10 protein-coding genes are annotated in these 16,768 nt (G+C 71.1%); 6 read left to right on the forward strand and 4 right to left on the reverse strand.

The window, feature by feature from the left end:
- Positions 1-56 precede the first annotated feature (56 nt).
- The 6 genes from R0146_RS04255 to R0146_RS04280 all read left to right on the forward strand — a co-directional run bounded on the left by R0146_RS04255 (position 57) and on the right by R0146_RS04280 (position 9,746).
- Positions 57-896: a lysophospholipid acyltransferase family protein gene (locus tag R0146_RS04255; protein WP_411567170.1), complete on the forward strand. Its 840-nt coding sequence runs from the start codon at positions 57-59 to the stop codon at positions 894-896.
- Positions 893-2,632, forward strand: a complete 1,740-nt coding sequence (locus tag R0146_RS04260) for an FAD-binding oxidoreductase (RefSeq protein WP_317691621.1) — start codon at positions 893-895, stop codon at positions 2,630-2,632. The genes R0146_RS04255 and R0146_RS04260 overlap by 4 nt, the downstream gene beginning before the upstream one ends.
- A 478-nt stretch (positions 2,633-3,110) precedes the next feature.
- Positions 3,111-4,369, forward strand: a protein-coding gene (locus R0146_RS04265; RefSeq protein WP_317690159.1) for an IS3 family transposase whose coding sequence is annotated in 2 segments (ribosomal slippage) — positions 3,111-3,399 and positions 3,399-4,369 — 1,260 coding nt in all. Because the reading frame shifts where the segments join, the coding sequence is not laid out codon by codon here.
- 473 nt (positions 4,370-4,842) lie between these two features.
- A complete protein-coding gene (locus R0146_RS04270) occupies positions 4,843-6,948 on the forward strand; it encodes a bifunctional metallophosphatase/5'-nucleotidase (RefSeq protein WP_317691622.1) in 2,106 nt (701 codons plus the stop codon).
- 382 nt (positions 6,949-7,330) lie between these two features.
- A complete protein-coding gene (locus R0146_RS04275; protein ID WP_317691623.1) occupies positions 7,331-8,542 on the forward strand; it encodes a lipid II:glycine glycyltransferase FemX in 1,212 nt (403 codons plus the stop codon).
- Positions 8,543-8,672: 130 nt separating this feature from the next.
- Complete coding sequence (locus tag R0146_RS04280; RefSeq protein ID WP_317691624.1) at positions 8,673-9,746, forward strand: alanine racemase; 1,074 nt, start codon at positions 8,673-8,675, stop codon at positions 9,744-9,746.
- A 222-nt stretch (positions 9,747-9,968) separates the two neighbouring features.
- On the opposite strand, the gene R0146_RS04285 is transcribed toward R0146_RS04280, so the two are convergent.
- The 4 genes from R0146_RS04285 to R0146_RS04300 form a co-directional block, all read right to left on the reverse strand.
- Entirely contained in the window at positions 9,969-10,802 is an 834-nt protein-coding gene (locus tag R0146_RS04285) for a tyrosine-protein phosphatase (protein WP_317691625.1), read from the reverse strand.
- Positions 10,803-10,995: 193 nt separating this feature from the next.
- A complete protein-coding gene (locus R0146_RS04290; RefSeq protein WP_317691626.1) occupies positions 10,996-11,364 on the reverse strand; it encodes a hypothetical protein in 369 nt (122 codons plus the stop codon).
- A gap of 108 nt (positions 11,365-11,472) precedes the next feature.
- Positions 11,473-13,746 carry a hypothetical protein gene (locus R0146_RS04295; protein WP_317691627.1) on the reverse strand — a complete coding sequence of 758 codons (2,274 nt, stop codon included), beginning with the start codon at positions 13,744-13,746 and terminating at the stop codon, positions 11,473-11,475.
- Positions 13,743-16,667 (reverse strand): MMPL family transporter, encoded by a 2,925-nt coding sequence (locus tag R0146_RS04300; protein ID WP_317691628.1) that lies wholly within the window; start codon positions 16,665-16,667, stop codon positions 13,743-13,745. Before R0146_RS04300 ends, R0146_RS04295 begins: the two co-directional genes overlap by 4 nt.
- Positions 16,668-16,768: the final 101 nt, after the last annotated feature.

The raw sequence follows: 16,768 nt of genomic DNA on the forward strand, positions 1-16,768 counted from the left end.
CCGTACGCCCCCGGTCCCCGGTGGGCGACCAGGGATGCGGGTCTTAAGGTGATGCAGTGAGCACCGGACATCGCCGCTACACCTCGGCCAGCTGGGCGATGGCCCGTTTCGTCGCCCAGCGGGGCTTCATGAAGCCGCTGTTCTGGAGTCTGCTGAACGTCCACGTGCACGGCAAGAGCAACCTGGCCGGCATGTCCGGCCCGTACATCGCAGTGGCCAACCACTCCAGTCACCTGGACGGCCCGCTGGTGATGAGCTCACTGCCGTCCCGGCTGACCCGCTACCTCGCCACCGGTGCGGCAGCCGACTACTTCTTCACCAGCCCGATCAAGGCCTTCGCCCCGGTGATGTTCGTCAACGCCTTCCCGGTGGACCGCGGCGGCGGCCGGTCGAAGCACAAGGGCCTGTCCGGCAACCTGCTCACCGAGGGCGTGCCGATCATGCTGTTCCCCGAGGGCACCCGCTCCCGCAGCGGCGCGATGGCGGCGTTCAAGCCCGGCCCGGCCGCGCTGTGCATCTCCCGCAACGTCCCGGCGATCCCGATCGCCATCGTCGGCGCGCACCTGGCGATGCCGACCAACTCGGCGCTGCCGAAGTCCGGCCGGCCCGACGTCCACATCGTGCTCGGCAAGCCGATGTGGGCCGAGAAGGGCGAGACGGCGCGCAAGTTCGCCGACCGGATGCACGACCAGGTGCTGCGGATGCACGACTCGATGGCACTGGCGACCGGGTTCCCGACGATGGCGGACTACGCCGCCGAGGCCGAACGGGTGCAGCAGGAGCAGAAGGCGATCGAGGCCGACCGATCCACCGCGGACGTACAGGCCGACGACAGCAACCACGCAGGGGCGGACCGCCCGGCCACGCGTGACCGTGAGCGGAAGGACAACCAATGACCGGCGTCAAGCACCAGAAGTGGTGGGGGTGGGGTGTCGAGGGGATCGGCTTCAGCCCGGAGGGCAAGCCGAACTTCGCCCCCTTCGTGAAGAAGCAGATCGGCCTGGACATCTCCGATCCGGGCACCCCGCCGAAGTTCGAGGACCTCGACGTGCCGGCACCGGTGGTCGACGCCGGCTTGCGCGAGCAGCTGCTCGGCATCGTCGGTGAGCGGTTCCTCCTCGAGGACGACCTCGACCGGATCGTGCACACCTTCGGCAAAGGCGTCCGCGACCTGATCCGGATCCGTCGCGGCGACCTGCGTCGGGTCGTCGACCTGGTCGTCTATCCGGCCGACGAGTCACAGGTGCAGCGGATCGTCGACGCCTGTGTCGACGCCGACGCCGTGCTGATCCCGTTCGGCGGCGGCTCCAACATCGTCGGCGCCCTGGAGCCGGAGCCGGCCGAGCGGCGTACGGTCGTGTCGGTCGACCTGGGCCGGATGACGAAGGTGCTGGAGATCGACGACGAGTCCGGGCTGGCCCGGATCCAGGCCGGCGCGCTCGGCCCGCAGATCGAGGAGCAGCTCGGCCGACGCGGCTGGACGATGGGCCACTTCCCCGACTCGTTCACCCACTCCACCCTCGGTGGCTGGATCGCCACCCGCTCGACCGGCATGCAGTCCGACAAGTACGGCGACATCGCCGACATCGTCAAGGGCCTGCGAGCCGTACGCCACGGCGACGTGTTGGCGCTGCGGCCACTGCCGTCGACCTCCTCGGGCCCCAGCGTCAAGGAGATGATCCTCGGCTCGGAGGGGCGTCTCGGCATCATCACCGAGGCCTGGGTGAACGTCCACCGGGTGCCCGAGGTGCGCGAGATCGTCGGCTACTTCTTCCCCGACTTCACCTCCGGCCTGCAGGCGATGCACGCGATCAACACCTCCGACGCGCATGTCACGGTGTCGAGGGTCTCCGACGCGCCGGAGACGCAGTTCTCCTTCGCCACCCAGCGGGCCCAGCACGGCGTGCAGAAGATCGTGATGAGCGGGCTCTTCGGCTACCTCAAGCGCCGCGGCTGGGACCTCGACCAGATGTGCCTGTCGTACGTCGGCTTCGAGGGCGGCCGCCGCTATGTGAAGCAGAACCAGGCCATCGTCAAGCAGATCGTCAAGGCGCACGGCGGCATCGTCGTGGGCACCGGCGTCGGCGCGGTGTACGACTCCAAGAAGTTCCAGACGCCCTACATCCGTGACTTCCTGCTGGACCGGGGCGCGACGGCCGACGTGTCGGAGACCACCACCCCGTGGTCGAATCTGCAGAACCTCTACGACACCACCATCGAGGCGGCGAAGCAGGCGTTCGAGAAGGCGAAGACGCAGGGCTTCGTCATGTGCCACTTCGCGCACTCCTACCACAGCGGCGCCTGCCTCTACTTCACCTTCGCCATCCCCGACACCGACGCGGACAGCACCTACCGCAACTACGACATGGTGAAGCGCGCCATCCAGCAGAACTTCATGGACGTCGGCGCGACGGTCTCCCACCACCACGGCGTCGGCAGCGAGCACACGCCCTGGCTGGCCGAGGACATCTCCGCGGCGGGCACCGCGCTGCAGCGGGTGCTGCTGGAGGGGGCCGACCCGGGCCGCAACTTCAACCCGGGCAAGATCCTCCACGACGGCAAGCCCGGTGTGGCCACGCACTCGTACGACGCCCCGCTGCCGGGCGGGGTGCCGGGCACGCCGGTCGACTGAGCTCCGGCGGGTCCATCGATCTCGGTCCGACGGCGATGGCGACGCGCCCCCCAGGGGTGTCGTCGTCGGACGGCTCTTTCCGGTTGCGGTGCAGCTCGCTCCGGCCGCGGTGCACTTCGCTCCGGCCGGCGTTGCACCTCGCTCCGGCCGGCGTTGCACTTCGCTCCGGCCGCGGTGCACCTCCTCGCCCGTGCATTTGTGCTGAATGACAAGCACATTCGCGCGGGCGAGGCGTATGCCTCTGCGAATGTGTCTGACGCCACCTGCCACCTGCCACCTGCCACCTGCCACCTGCCACCTGCCACCTGCCACCGATATCCATCTGCTGCGCTCGACCCTCATCCGCCGCGTTCCCAACCATCCGCCGCGTTCCCAACCAACCGCCGCACTTCCAGCCAACCGCCGCACTTCCAGCCAACCGCCGCGCTGAACCGCCCCGGCATGTCCGGAGACTCCGAACCTTGGGAAGGTTGGAGTCATGGCAGGGAACACGTCGAAGAGGTATCCGGCTGAGCTGAAGGCCAGGGCGGTGAGGATGTATGCCGAGATCAGGCCGGATCAGGACACCGATTGGGGTGCGATGGCCCGGGTCGCGGAGCTGCTGGGGATCTCCACGGCCGAGACGGTGCGTAAGTGGGTGCGGCAGGCCGAGGTCGACCAGGGCGCCCGGCCGGGGGTCACGTCGGAGGAGTCGGCCGAGGTCAAGCGGTTGAAGCGGGAGAACGCCGAGTTGCGGCGGGCGAACGCGATCCTGAAGGCGGCGTCGGCTTTCTTCGCGGCCGAGCTCGACCGGCCCGGGCAGTGATCGTGGACTTCATCCGCGAGCACGCCGACCACCAGCCCGCCACCGGTGGGTTGCGATGGGGGGTAGAGCCGATCTGTGCCGTGTTGTCCGAGCATGGTGTGAAGATCGCCCCGTCGACCTACTACGAGTGGCGCGACCGGCTGCCCTCCAAGCGCGAGCAGCGCGACGAGGTGCTGCTGGCACATATCCGGCGGATCCATGCCGACAACTTCGGGGTGTACGGACCCCGCAAGGTGTGGCTGGCGCTGAACCGGGAAGGCATACCCGTCGCCCGCTGCACCATCGAGCGGCTGATGCGCCAGGCGGGGCTGGCCGGGGTGGTCCGCGGCAAGGTGAAACGGACAACGATCGCCGGGATCGGGCCCAAGCCGGCCGACCTGGTGAATCGCAACTTCGAGCCGCTCGCGCCGAACCGGTTGTGGGTCGCCGACTTCACCTACGTGTCGACCTGGGCCGGCTGGACCTACGTGGCGTTCGTCGTCGACGCCTACGCCCGCCGGATTATCGGCTGGCGGGCCGCTACCACGATGACCGCCGACCTCGTCCTCGACGCGGTCGAGCAGGCCATCTGGGTGCGTGAGCGGGAGGACCGTGCCGACTTCACCGCCCTGGTCGCCCACCACGACCACGGCAGCCAATACCTCTCCCTGGCCCACAGCCAACGCCTCGCCGACGCCGGCATCACCCCCTCAGCCGGCGCCGTCGGATCGAGCTACGACAACGCCCTGGCCGAGAGCATCAACGGGATGTACAAGACCGAGGTCATTCGCCGGCAGGGACCCTGGAGGGACGTGAACGCCGTCGAGATCGCCACCGCAAAGTGGGTCGACTGGTACAACCACCGCCGCCTCAACGAGTACTGCGGAGACATGCCACCGGTCGTTCTCGAGCAGGCCCACTACGCTCAACAACAACCCTCAGCAGCAAGCTGAGGAGTCAAACCAGCGAGTCTCCGGACATGCCGGGGCGGTTCACGCGTCGGCATGCCGCAGATCGCGGAAAGCGCGGCAGGTTGCCGAAAGGGCGGCGGATCCGACTGACCGCACCTCTTCACGCCGCTGGCCAGCCCCACATCCCGTCACACCACTGGCCGGCCCCGCACCATCCCGCCGCTGGCTAGGAGCTCGCGCCTGCCTGCGGACCCGCCCAACCCAGCCCAGCCCAGCCCGGCCAACGCCACCCAGCCCCACCCCACCCCCCAGCCCAGCACCACCCCCCAGCCCAGCACCACCCACCCGGCCCAGCCCCGCCCAACCCGGCCCCTGAACCGGGACACATCTGTGACCACGCGGCCCCCCAACGGTTCCCCGCAGTTCCCCGCCCGTTCACCCATTTCTGAGAAGAAACTCAGGGAGTGCGTCACCGCTCGGTGTCGTACGTGAGGAGCAGGAGACAGGGAGAGCACATGCACACGCTGGGATGGAAGCGCGCTGCTGCGGGGATCGCCGCACTGAGCCTGGGACTGGGCGGATTCCTCGCCCTCCCGGCGACAGCCGCCGAGCAGGACCTGACGGTCCTCACGTTCACCGATTTCCACGGGCGGATCACCAACCTGGACTTCTTCGCCACGCTGGACCAGATGAAGACCACGGCGGGCGCTGACCGGACCGCCCTGCTGTCGGTGGGCGACAATGTCGGCGCCTCGATCTTCGAGTCCTCGATCCTCGACGACGAGCCGACCCTGGCCATGCTGAACGCGATCGGCGTCGATGCCTCCGCCGTCGGCAACCACGAGTTCGACCGCGGCTGGACCGACCTCCGCGACCGGATCGCTCCCCACTCCGACTTCCCGTACGTCGCGGCCAACATCAGCGGGGTCACCCCCGACGTGCAGCCGTACACGATCATCGAGAAGAACGGCGTGAAGATCGGCTACATCGGCGCCACCACCTCCGAGCTGCCAGGTCTGGTGAGCCCGGCCGGCCTGGTCGGGCTGACCGTCACCGATCCCGCCACCGCGGTGAACAAGGTCGCCGATCAGCTGACCGACGGTGACCCGGCCAACGGTGAGGCCGACGTGCTGATCGCCGGCTACCACGAGGGTGCCAGCGAGGCCCTGACTGCGGCGACCTCGCCGAAGGTCGACATCGTGCTGGATGGCCACACGCATGTGTCGTACGTGAAGAACGACGGCACCCGTACGACGATGCAGGCCGGCAACTACGGCGAGAAGATCGGCCAGATCACGCTCGGCTACGACGCGGCGACCGACAAGGTCACCGTGAAGTCCGCCGCCGTCGTCGCACCGACCGCCGGGCTGGCGAAGACCTACACCTCCCCGGCGTTCGACGCGGCCAAGAAGATCTCGGCCGCCGCCGTCGAGGAGTCCGCCGTCGAGGGCGCCGCGGAGGTCGCCACCGCCACCGGCCCGCTGTCGCGCGGCGGCATGGGCAACGCCACTCCGGGCGAGGACCGCGGCGCCGAGTCGACCCTGTCGGACCTGATCGCGAACATGTTCCGCGATGTGCTCACCGACGTCACCGGCCAGCCCGTCATCGGCATCCAGAACCCGGGTGGCACCCGCGCCGACCTCGCCGCCGGCACGGTGACCTACAAGCAGGCCGCCACCATCCTGCCGTTCGCCAACACCCTGAAGACCACCGAGATCACCGGTGCCCAGTTCAAGACCATGCTGGAGCAGCAGTGGCAGCGCGATGCCGCCGGTGCCGTCCCGACGCGTCCGTTCCTCGCTCTGTCGCTGTCGGACAACGTGAGCTGGACCTTCGACGAGTCCCGCCCCGAGGGTGACCGCGTCACCTCGATCATCATCGACGGTACGCCGATCGACCCGACTGCGACCTACACGGTCGGCTCCGGCAACTTCCTGATCGAGGGCGGCGACAACTTCCGCGTCCTCGCCGGTGGCAAGAACACGACCGACACCGGCTGGTCCGACCTGGATGCCTGGACCACCTGGCTGAAGCAGCAGCAGACCATCGCCCCGAGCTACGCCAAGCTGGGCGTCGAGGTGTCCGGCCTGGACACCAGGAACGTCGCCAAGGGCGCCCCGGTGACCGTCACCGTCGGTGACTCCCCCGCCACGGCCCCGGTCGCCAAGGGCTCGCTCGACATGAACTCGGTCGGCTTCGTCAAGAACACCACCGTCACCGCCCGCATCGGTGAGGTGCAGGTCGGCACCGCCGCCGTCACGGACGGCCGCGCCGACCTCTCGATCACGGTGCCCTGCACCGTCCAGGGCACCTCGAACGTGCTGACCCTCACGGCCGCCGACTCCGGCACCACCGTCACCGTGCCGGTCACGCTGACCACCGGGTCCTGCGATACCCAGAACGGTCAGGCCGGCGACGACAACAGCCAGGGCAACGCCCAGCAGGGTGGCAACGACCAGGGTGGCCAGAACAGCCAGAACGGCAACGCCGCGGACACGAGCAACCAGGGCGGCAATGCTGCGGCGAACCTCGCCCGCACCGGTGGCCCGGCGGCGCTCGCCGCGGTCGGCGCACTGGCGCTGGTCGGCGCCGGCACCCTGCTGGTCCGCCGCTTCCGCTGACCACCCGGGCCCGCGCTGACCACCTGGGCCTGCTGACCACCCGGCCCCCTTGATCACCCGCCTCCGCTGACCACCCGGCCCCGCTGACCATCGGATCCACGGACTGTCTGATCGATGGCGGCATCCCTGCGGGGATGCCGCCATCGCAGCTCCCGGGCCCGCACGGGGTGGGCAGTGCCGCCGTGACCACACTTTGCGGGATCTGTGACTCCCGGGCCCGCGCCGGTGCGCAGGCTCGCCCACGCAGTGTTGCTGAATGACGAACACCTTCGCGCGGTCGAAACCCATGGGTGTCGAAAGCTGTGTGAACGCCCGACCGCGGCACTTCCCGGGGCACCGCCTGCGGCACGGGGGCGCGGCCCCGGACCGGTAGAGTCGGGGCGTGGCGATCACCGTACGTAGCATCCCGGCTTCCCAGCACCTCGAGTACATCTCCACCCTCCGTTCGGCGAGCTTCCTGCAGACCCCGGCATGGGCGAAGGTGAAGAGCGAGTGGCAGCACGAGTCACTCGGCTGGTTCGAGTCCGGGGTGGATGCGGGCGCCACGGCGGACACCGACGACACCGCTGCCACCGACGACACCGCTGCCACCGACGGCACCCCTGCCGTCGGTCGTGCCGGTGAGCGGCTGGTCGGCGTGGCGCTGGTGCTCTACCGTCAGATCCCGCGGGTCAAGCGCTACCTGGCGTACGTCCCGGAGGGGCCGCTGTTCGACTGGGAGAACGTCGACCTCGAGGCTTACCTCAAGCCGTTCGTCGCGCATGTGAAGCACCAGGGCGCCTTCGGGGTGCGGATCGGTCCGCCGGTGGTGGTCCGCCGCTGGGGCACCAAGACCATCAAGGACGCGCTGGCCGACGACGCGGTGACCTCGCTGCGTACGGTCGAGCCGGACGAGACCAACGTCGCGGCCGCCCGCGTCCACAACACCTTGCGTACGCTCGGCTGGCAGCCGCCGAAGACCGGCGAGGGCTTCTCGGCGGGACAGCCGGAGTTCAACTTCCATCTGCCGCTCACGGACCGTACGCCCGACGATGTCCTCAAGGGCATGAACCAGCTGTGGCGCCGCAACATCAAGAAGGCCGACAAGCTCGGCGTCACGGTGCGCCGCGGCACCATCGCCGACCTTCCGGCCTTCCACGCGCTCTACGTCGAGACCGCCGAGCGCGACGGGTTCACCCCACGGCCGGCGAGCTACTTCCGGACCATGATGGAGGCGATGGAGACGGAGGACGCCGACCGCATCCACCTCTACCTGGCCGAGCATGAGGGCGACCTCGTCGCCGCCACCACCTGGGTGCGGGTCGGCGGGCACAGCTGGTACTCGTACGGTGCATCCTCGACGCAGAAGCGCGACGTCCGCGGCTCGAACGCGATCCAGTGGCGGATGATCCAGGACGCCCTCGCCGCCGGGGCGGACGTCTACGACCTGCGCGGCATCACCGACTCCGTCGACAAGAACGACCCGCACGTCGGACTGATCGAGTTCAAGGTCGGCACCGGTGGAGAGGCCGTCGAGTACCTCGGCGAATGGGACCTGCCGCTGAACCGGGTGCTCTACACCGCCTTCGATCTGTACATGAAGCGACGCGGCTGAGCCTCGCCGGCAGTCACCGGCTCGGCGTCTGCGCCCGGGAGGGTTGTACGTACGTCGTCACCGGCACCGGCACCGGGCCCGCGGGGCCGGGAGCGGGGCGCTGCGCACCCGCGGCAGTTAGGCTGACCGAGTGAGCGGACTGACCCTGACCATCGACACCGACGCTTGGCGCGCCCACCAGCGGGCCGTCCTCGAGCGGACCCCGGGCATCATCCCGGTCGCCAAGGGCAACGGGTACGGGTTCGGCCTGGCCCGGCTGGCCGAGGAGGCCCGCGCCCTGAAGGTCCCCACCCTCGCCGTCGGCGTTCCCGGCGAAGTCGCCGCGGTCCGCGACCACTTCGACGGCGACATCGTCATCCTCCAGCCGTGGCGCGCCTTCGACGCCCGCGCGGTCGAACTCGCCCGCGACCCCCGCATCATCTCGACCGTCTCCCGGCTCGAGGACCTCGAGGTGCTGAGCAACCTCGGCGGTGGCGTACGCCCCCGGGTGGTCCTCGAGGTGCTCACCTCGATGCGCCGCCACGGCCTGTCCATCGCTGACCTGGAGGGCGCCGAGGCCGCTTCCGGGCTGGTCGAGATCGAGGGCTGGACGATCCACCTGCCGCTGCACTCGACCGCCACCGAGGCGGAGGCCCGCACCCTCGCCGAGCGGGCTGTCGACGCGTTCCGCGCCCCGGTGTGGCTGTCCCACGTCCCGTCGACCACGGCGCAGGCCCTCGCCCAGGACCTCAGCGCCCAGGGCGAGCCGCTCCGGACCCGACTGCGGATCGGCACCGAGCTGTGGCTCGGCAAGCGTTCCGCGTACGCCACCTCCGCAACGGTCCTCGACATCCACCAGGTGTCCCGCGGCGAACGGGTCGGCTACCACCAGCACCGGGCCCCCGGCGACGGCTGGGTGGTGATCGTCGCCGGCGGCACCGCGAACGGCGTCGGCATGGAGGCCCCGACCTCCGGAGCGACGATGCGCGCGAAGGCCATCTCGGTGGCGACCGGGGCGATGGAGGCCGCCGGGCGCGCCCTGTCGCCGTACACCCTGGACGGGAAGAAGCGGATGTTCCTCGAACCGCCGCACATGCAGTCCTCGATGGTGTTCCTGCCGCACGGGTCGACCCCACCGCAGGTCGGCGATCAGGTGCCGGTGGAGGTGCGGATGACCACCGCGCTCTTCGACGACGTGGTCACCGGGCGCATCGGGGCGGAGTAGTCCGCCGGCCCCGGGGCGCGCAGATCCGACCGGCCCAGATCCAACCGGCCCAGATCCAACCGGTTCAGATCCGACCGGCCCAGATCCGGACCGGACGACCTGCCCCGAAACAATCGACCCGCCCGGACCGATCACGGCGGAAGGACGTCTCCAGCAAACTTCCATAGGTTTCCCCTATGGTCCCGCGGAGGACAACCAACACCCCAGCCGGTCGTCGCCTCGTCAGCCCACCAGCTTGCGACGCATCTGCGCGGTGTCGGTCGGGGTCCAGCCGATCCGGCCGAGCATCGGTTCGACACCTCCGAAGTGCTCCTCCGCGTAGCCCAGGAAGGCACGCATCGACTCGGGGCGGGTGTTGTGCGAGGCGACCGGACGGCCGGCCATGCTCTCGGCGTACGTCTCCCGGGCGATCAGGCGGGCGATGATCAGTTCCATCCGTTCGGTGCTTGCGGCGTAGTCCTCGATCACCGCCTCGGCGTCGGCCCCGGCGATCATCAGCGCCAGTGCCACGGTCGTCCCGGTGCGGTCCTTCCCGGCGGCACAGTGCACCAGCGCGGCGCCGTCGGCGTACGCCACATCGCGCAGCGCGGCGAGCACCGATGCCGGACGGTCGGCGAGGAAGGACAGGTAGGAGGAGGCGAAGGCGTCGGCGATCCGGACCGAGTGCGGCCGGCCACCGGTCCACGGCAGCGCGTCCCCCGGCAGTTCGGCGCCACCCCGTCCGTCGGCCTCGTCGTCGGACGACACGCCGTCGGACGACACCACCGTGCCGTCGGCGGCGCGCTCGATGACGAAGGAATGCCGATGGATCGCGAAGCCGGACTCGACCTCCAGCGGTCCGGGCCCCTCGGAGTGCACCTCGAACGCCGACCGCAGGTCGATCACGTCGGTCACCCCCAGCTCCCGTAGCCGCTGGATGTCGGCCGCCGTGAGGGCCTGGAGATTGTCCGAACGGATCAGCCGGCGCGGCAGGATGGCGCCCCCGTCGACCGTCGGGATCCCGCCCACGTCACGGGCGTTGACCAGGGAATCGAAATCCAACCACTGCACGCTCACACCGGCAGTCTGGCACGCCCCGCCCAACAGCGGGTGAACCGGCGGACGTTCCCGCGGGAACGTCCTGAGTGGTCCACGTCACAGCGGGCGCGGTCAGCGGGTGCCGCCGGCAGGCGCGTCACAGCGGGCGCGTCACAGCGGGTTCGTCACAGCGGGCGGGGGCCTTGAGACGTTCCCGCGGGAACGTGAGTGATCACCGCGTGCCGAGACCGCCGAGGACGAAGGCCCCGATCACCAGGACCACCGTGGCGATGCCCCAGGGAAGGTCCGTACGACCAGGCGCGCCGCTGCCGCGCGGCCGCGCCGACCCCACAGCAGGATCCGCCGTCCTGACCTCCGACGCGATCGGCAACGACCGCCAGCCGGCGCCGGCCGCAGCCAGGAACAACACCGCCGAGACGGCGAACTCCCACCGGCCCAGCGCCACCGCGAGCGTCGTCTCGACCACCGTCATGAACAGCAGCGACAGCAGCAGCGACCAGCGCGAGGACAGCTGGTGCGGCGCGCGACCGCGCGGCGACGGCCGCCGGGGCGCCAGAGGATCAGGGAGATGGTCCGTCACCCCGCCATGCTACGGCCGTCGGACCGTACGGTGAGTGCAGCGGGATGCGGCGCCGCCCGATCCGGGGGGACGGCGTCCCGAGAGGCCCTGCCCCCGACTCGCACACCGTCACGCGTACGTCCGGAGGAACCGGGTCACGCCCACCCGCCGCTGCCGCACGACCGCCAGGCCACTGGCCAACGCCCCGAGCAGGGCCCAGGCGAGGATCCCGACCAGCGGCGCACCGACCGATCCGCCGGTCGCCGCCGCCCGGACCGCATCCAGCACGGGGCTGAGCGCCAGCAGGGGCCGTACGGTGTCGAAGAAGGCGGGCAGGGCGGACGTGAGCCCGGCAGCGACGGTGAGGACGCCCATCAGCAGCCCGATGCCGCGGCCGATCATCCCGCCCCAGGCCGCCAGCGCGTGCTGGACCAGCGCGAACATCGCCCCGCCGAGCACGAGCACGCCGAGCACCGCCGCAGCCCGCGCCGCCGACAGCCCCATCACCGCCTGCACGGCCAGCGCCACGCCGATCGCCTGGACCACGCCGATCGCGACGCCCGGACCAACGGTCCGCGCCACCAGCCACGGCGTCGACCGGGTCGAGCCCAGCAGCCGATCGGAGAGCGGCCGGCGCAGGACGTACGTCACCAACGTCCCGAGCCACAGCGCCACCACGGCCAACAGCGCCCCGGCGGCGAGCACCGGGGTGGACGCCACTGCCCCGCGGGTGGCGACCGGGGCGGCCACCACCGCGGCGAGATTCTTCGCCTCGGCATCGGTGTAGGTGGGCAGCGCGCCGAGGTTGTCGGTGATGCCGCGGGCCAGCTGGTCCGCGCCGTCGGCGGCCTGGGTGATCCCGGACGACAGCGGCACCATGCCGTCGGCGAGCTGGGACGTGCCGTCGGCCAGCTGAGCTGCCGCGGACGCGAGCTGGTCGGCGCCGGAGGCCGACGCGGCCGCCCCGTCGGCCAGTTGACCGGCCCCGGAAGACAGCTGTTCCGCCCCGTCGACCAGCGCGGGCCCGTTGGCCTTGAGCTGGGCGAGCCCGGACGACAACTGTGCGGCGCCGTCGTTGAGCTGGTGCACGCCCGACTGCAGCTGGGCGACCTGGCCGGGCAGGTCGTTCAACGCCGCCATGATCGCGTCGATCTGGGTCTGGTCGAGCCCGGGCAGGGTGCCACCGTTGGCCCGGACCAGGGCCTGGAAGGCGCTTGCCCCGTCGTCGGCGGCCTTGGCGGCGGTGACGACGCTGTAGCCGGTCCTCGGATCCTTGGTGGTGAGCAGGCCGAGGGCACGATCCGCCCCGCTCTGGGCACCCTGCTTCCAGGCGGCGCAGACCTCGGGCCCCTGGGCGGTGATGTCGGCGGGACAACTGACCTTCCCGTCCGACATCGCGGTCAGGTCGGCGACGGTCGAGTCGAGCCCCTTCACCACGGCACCGGTGCCGGCGCTGAGCCGGTCGGCTGTGCCCTGCAGGTCCTTCAGGGCGGCGGTGATCTGGTCCAGCACCGGCCGCAGCCGGTCGATCGTCGCCTGGATCTCGGCGAGCTGCTCGGGGGCGGGCAGCGCCGAGTCGAGCTGGCGGGTCATCTGGTCGATGCCGGCACTGATCTGGGCGGCCCCGTCGGCGGCCGAGGAGACCCCGTCGGTGTACTGCTTGACCCCCGAGGCGTACGTGGACGCGCCGCCGGAGAGCTGTCGGGCACCGTCGGAGAGCTGGCCCAGCCCGGACGACAACTGCCCGACACCGTCGGAGACCTGCCGCGAACCGTCGGCCAGCTGCTTGGTCTGGTCGGGCAGTTGCGCGGTGCCGGCCTGCAACTGGGCCAGCCCGTCGGCCAGGTCCGAGGTGCCGGAGGCGAGCTGGCGCATGCCGTCGGCGGACTTGTTGAAGCCCAGGTACACCTGGTCCAGATAGCCCTCGGTGAGCGTGCTGTTCAGGCTGCGCGCGGCGGCGTCGGAGAGTTGGCGGGCGATCTCGGCATCGGCGACCCCGGTGATCGAGGAGGTGGTGACGTCGAGGGTGGCCCGGCGCGCGTCGGCAGCCGGCCCGCCGTACGAGGTGGTGGCCGCGGAGAAGTCGGCCGGGATGACGACCCGGGCGACGTAGCGGCCCGAGGCCAGCCCGGCCGCCGCGTCGGAGTCGTCGCTGAGCACCCAGGTGTAGCCGGAGCCCTCAGCGGGCCCCTCGACCAGCGCGGCCGACAGCTGGCGGCCCATCGGGGCGAGTTGCCCCTGGACGGTCGCCGGCACGTCGTGGTTGACGATCGCGGCCCGTACGGTCGGCCGGCGACTCTCGGCGGTCGCGGTCACCCAGCCCAGCGAGCCGACGATCAGCAGCGGCACCAGCACCAGTCCGAGCACGGTCGCCCAGCGTCGGGCCGCCGTCTTCGTGGTCATCGGGTTTCTCCTGCCTGGAGGACGGCGTCGGCCGGTGCGGTCGGCGCGAGGTCGGGGGACTGCGGTGAGGCGGCCTGGTCGACGGCCCGGTCAGGCCGGGCCGCGTCGGAGCGGGCCGCGTCGGAGCGGGCCCCACCGGGGCGGGACACGCCGGAGCCGGCGGGGACGGCGTGGTCGGCATCAGGTCTGTCCACACCAGGTCGAGCCGCATCGGCACCGGCCGTCTCGGTTCGAGCCGTCGCCACGTACGGTCGGGCCACCACCCGCGGCGTGCCGAACGGCAGCAGCGGCTCCAGGCCGCGCTCGTCCAAGGCCCCGATCACCACCGTCGCCGGACTGTGCCGCACCAGGGTCGCCAGCAGCTCGCGGGTGCGGGCGTCGGCCGCCATGTCGGCGTCGTCGATGACGATCACCCGCTCGGGGTCGGTCGGGCGGTCGACCAGCCGGGCCAGCTCGGCGGCCGCGTCGGGGGTCCGCCACAGGTCGATGTACGCCACCCGACGCCGCACCCGCCCGGCACGTTCCAGCAACCCACCGGCGACCCTGGCCCGCCCCTCGGCCACCGGCAGCCGACCGGCCAGGGCCAGCAGCAGCGCCGTACGGTCCGCGGGCTCGCCGGCCACCAGCAGACGTTCGCCGGGGAGCAGACGGATGTCGACCGGGTGGTGGAGTCGGTGGTCGGCGTCGCCGGCGACCAGTCCCTCGGCGGTGAGCACGGTCGGTTCGCCGGGGCCGGGCCAGTCACGCAGCGAGAGTTCCCGGGCCAGGTCGGAGCCCTCGACGTCGAGCATCGGCATACGTACGTCCAGCCAGTGTGGCAACCACCAGGCGCGGTCACCGAGCAGCGCCATCACCGCCGGCACCAGGGTCATCCGGACCAGGAAGGCGTCGATCGCGACACCGACGGTCAGCGCGAAGGCGATCGGCTGCAGCGAGCCGCGGTCGGACTCGGGCACGAAGAAGGCGAAGACGGCGACCATGATCACTGCGGCCGCGACGACCACCATCGCGGAGCCGACGAAGCCGGTGTGCACCGCGGCCCTGGCCGGCCGACCGTGCACGTGGTCCTCCCGCATCCGGGAGACGAGGAACACCTCGTAGTCCATCGACAGGCCGAAGAGGATGCCCATGGTGATGATCGGCAGGAAGGAGATCAGCGGGCCGGTCACCTCGACGTTGACCAGCCGGGCGCCGACGCCGTCGGTGAAGACGAGCGTGGTGAGGCCGAAGCAGGCGAGGACGGACAGCAGGTAGCCGACGGTCGCCTTGATCGGCACCACCAGGGAGCGGAACACCATCGTCAGCAGCACCATCGACAGGCCGACGACGAAGATGCCGAACGGCAGCAGGGCCGCCCCGAGGCGTTGCGAGACGTCGATCGCGATGGCGGTGTAGCCGGTCACCGCGGTGTCGACGCCGTAGCGGTCGTGCCACTGGGGGGCGGCTGCCCGGATCCGGTGCACGAGCTCCTCGGTGGCCGGGTCGTCCGGGCCGGTGGTCGGGAAGATCTGGACGATGCCGGTGTCGGCGGTGCGGTTGGGCGTGGCGACCGGGACGACGGCGACGCCCGGCATCGCCTCGATGTCCTTCTTCAGCCCGTCCATCACGCCCAGCGGGTCGGTCGAGCCGACGATCTGGGCGGTGACCACCAGCGGCCCGTTGTAGCCGGGCCCGAAGTGCTCCGCGGTCAGATCGTACGCCTCGCGGGCCGGCGTGCCGGCCTTCGCCTGGCCGGCGTTGGGCAGGGCGAGCCGCATGTCCCGGGCCGGCACGGCGAGGGCTCCGAGGATCAGCACGACCGCGACGATGGTGAACGCCGGCCGCCGGGTGACGGTGCGCACCCACCAGCCCGACGGTCCCCCACCACGGCCCTCGGCGACCGCCGCCATCCGCAGCCGGGCCGCCTCGTGCGGGTCGTCGACGTACGTCCCGGCGGTGCGGCGGGCCTGCATCCGCCGGCTCAGCCGCTGCGGTCGCGGACGCATCCGCTCACCGGCCAGCCCGGCGAGGGCAGGCACCAGGGTGAGGGCGATCGACACCGTCACGGCGATCGCTCCGGCGGCGGCGATCCCCATCGTGGTGAGGAACGGGATGCCGGCGACGCCCAGTCCGATCAGCGCGATGAAGACGGTGAGGCCGGCGAAGACCACCGCCGATCCGGAGGTGGCGACCGCCCGGGCGGCCGACTCCTCGGTGCCGAGCCCCTCGGCGAGCTGTTCGCGGTGCCGCGACAGGATGAACAGGGCATAGTCGATGCCCACCGCGAGACCCAACATCAGCGCGAGCATCGGGGTGGTGGAGTTGGTGGTGATGAAGCCGGTGGAGGCCAGGATCAGCGCCATCGAGACGCCGACCCCGACCAGCGCGGTGAGCAGCGGCATGCCGGCGGCGATCAGCGAGCCCATGGTGAGCATCAGCACGACCAGGGCGACGACCAGACCGAGCAGTTCGACCACGCCGACGGTGGGGATGGTCGCGTTGAACGCCTCACCGCCCATCCGCACCTTCGACCCCGGCAGCTGCGCCTGCAGTCGATCGGCGGCGTCGAGCAGCTCCTGCTTCTGCGCCGGCGTGAAGTCGGTCATCGTCACGTCGAGCATCACCGAGACCAGGCCGGCCTGCCGGTCGTCGCTGATCATCCCGTGCATCAGGTCGCCGTACGGAGACTGGGCCGAGCGGACGACGTCGAGCCGGCCGATCTCGTCGGTGGTCCGCTCCACCGCGGACCGTACGACCGGGTCGTCGAGGGTGTCGCCCGGGCCGGCGACGACGACCATGGTGGCCGAGCCGCCGGACATCTCCGGGAAGGTCATGCCGAGCTGGTCGAGGGCCTGCTGGGACTGCGTGCCGGGCAGGGTGAACGAGTTGTCGAACGTGCGCATCAGGCCCAGTGCCGCCCCGCCGGCGAGGGCGAGGATCACCAGCCATCCCACCAGGACGCGTCCGCCGTGACGGAAGCACCACCGACCGATGGCATACAGGACCGATGACAATGTGACTCCCAAGTGCCTGCCGCGTGACT

The organism is Raineyella sp. LH-20, assembly GCF_033110965.1.
Taxonomy (GTDB): domain Bacteria; phylum Actinomycetota; class Actinomycetes; order Propionibacteriales; family Propionibacteriaceae; genus Raineyella.

Excerpts from the sequence above, each read along its gene's own strand:
- R0146_RS04260 (WP_317691621.1), top strand. The coding sequence starts at position 893 with ATGACCGGCGTCAAGCACCAGAAGTGGTGGGGGTGGGGTGTCGAGGGG.
- R0146_RS04270 (WP_317691622.1), top strand. The coding sequence starts at position 4,843 with ATGCACACGCTGGGATGGAAGCGCGCTGCTGCGGGGATCGCCGCACTG.
- R0146_RS04295 (WP_317691627.1), bottom strand. The coding sequence starts at position 13,746 with ATGACCACGAAGACGGCGGCCCGACGCTGGGCGACCGTGCTCGGACTG.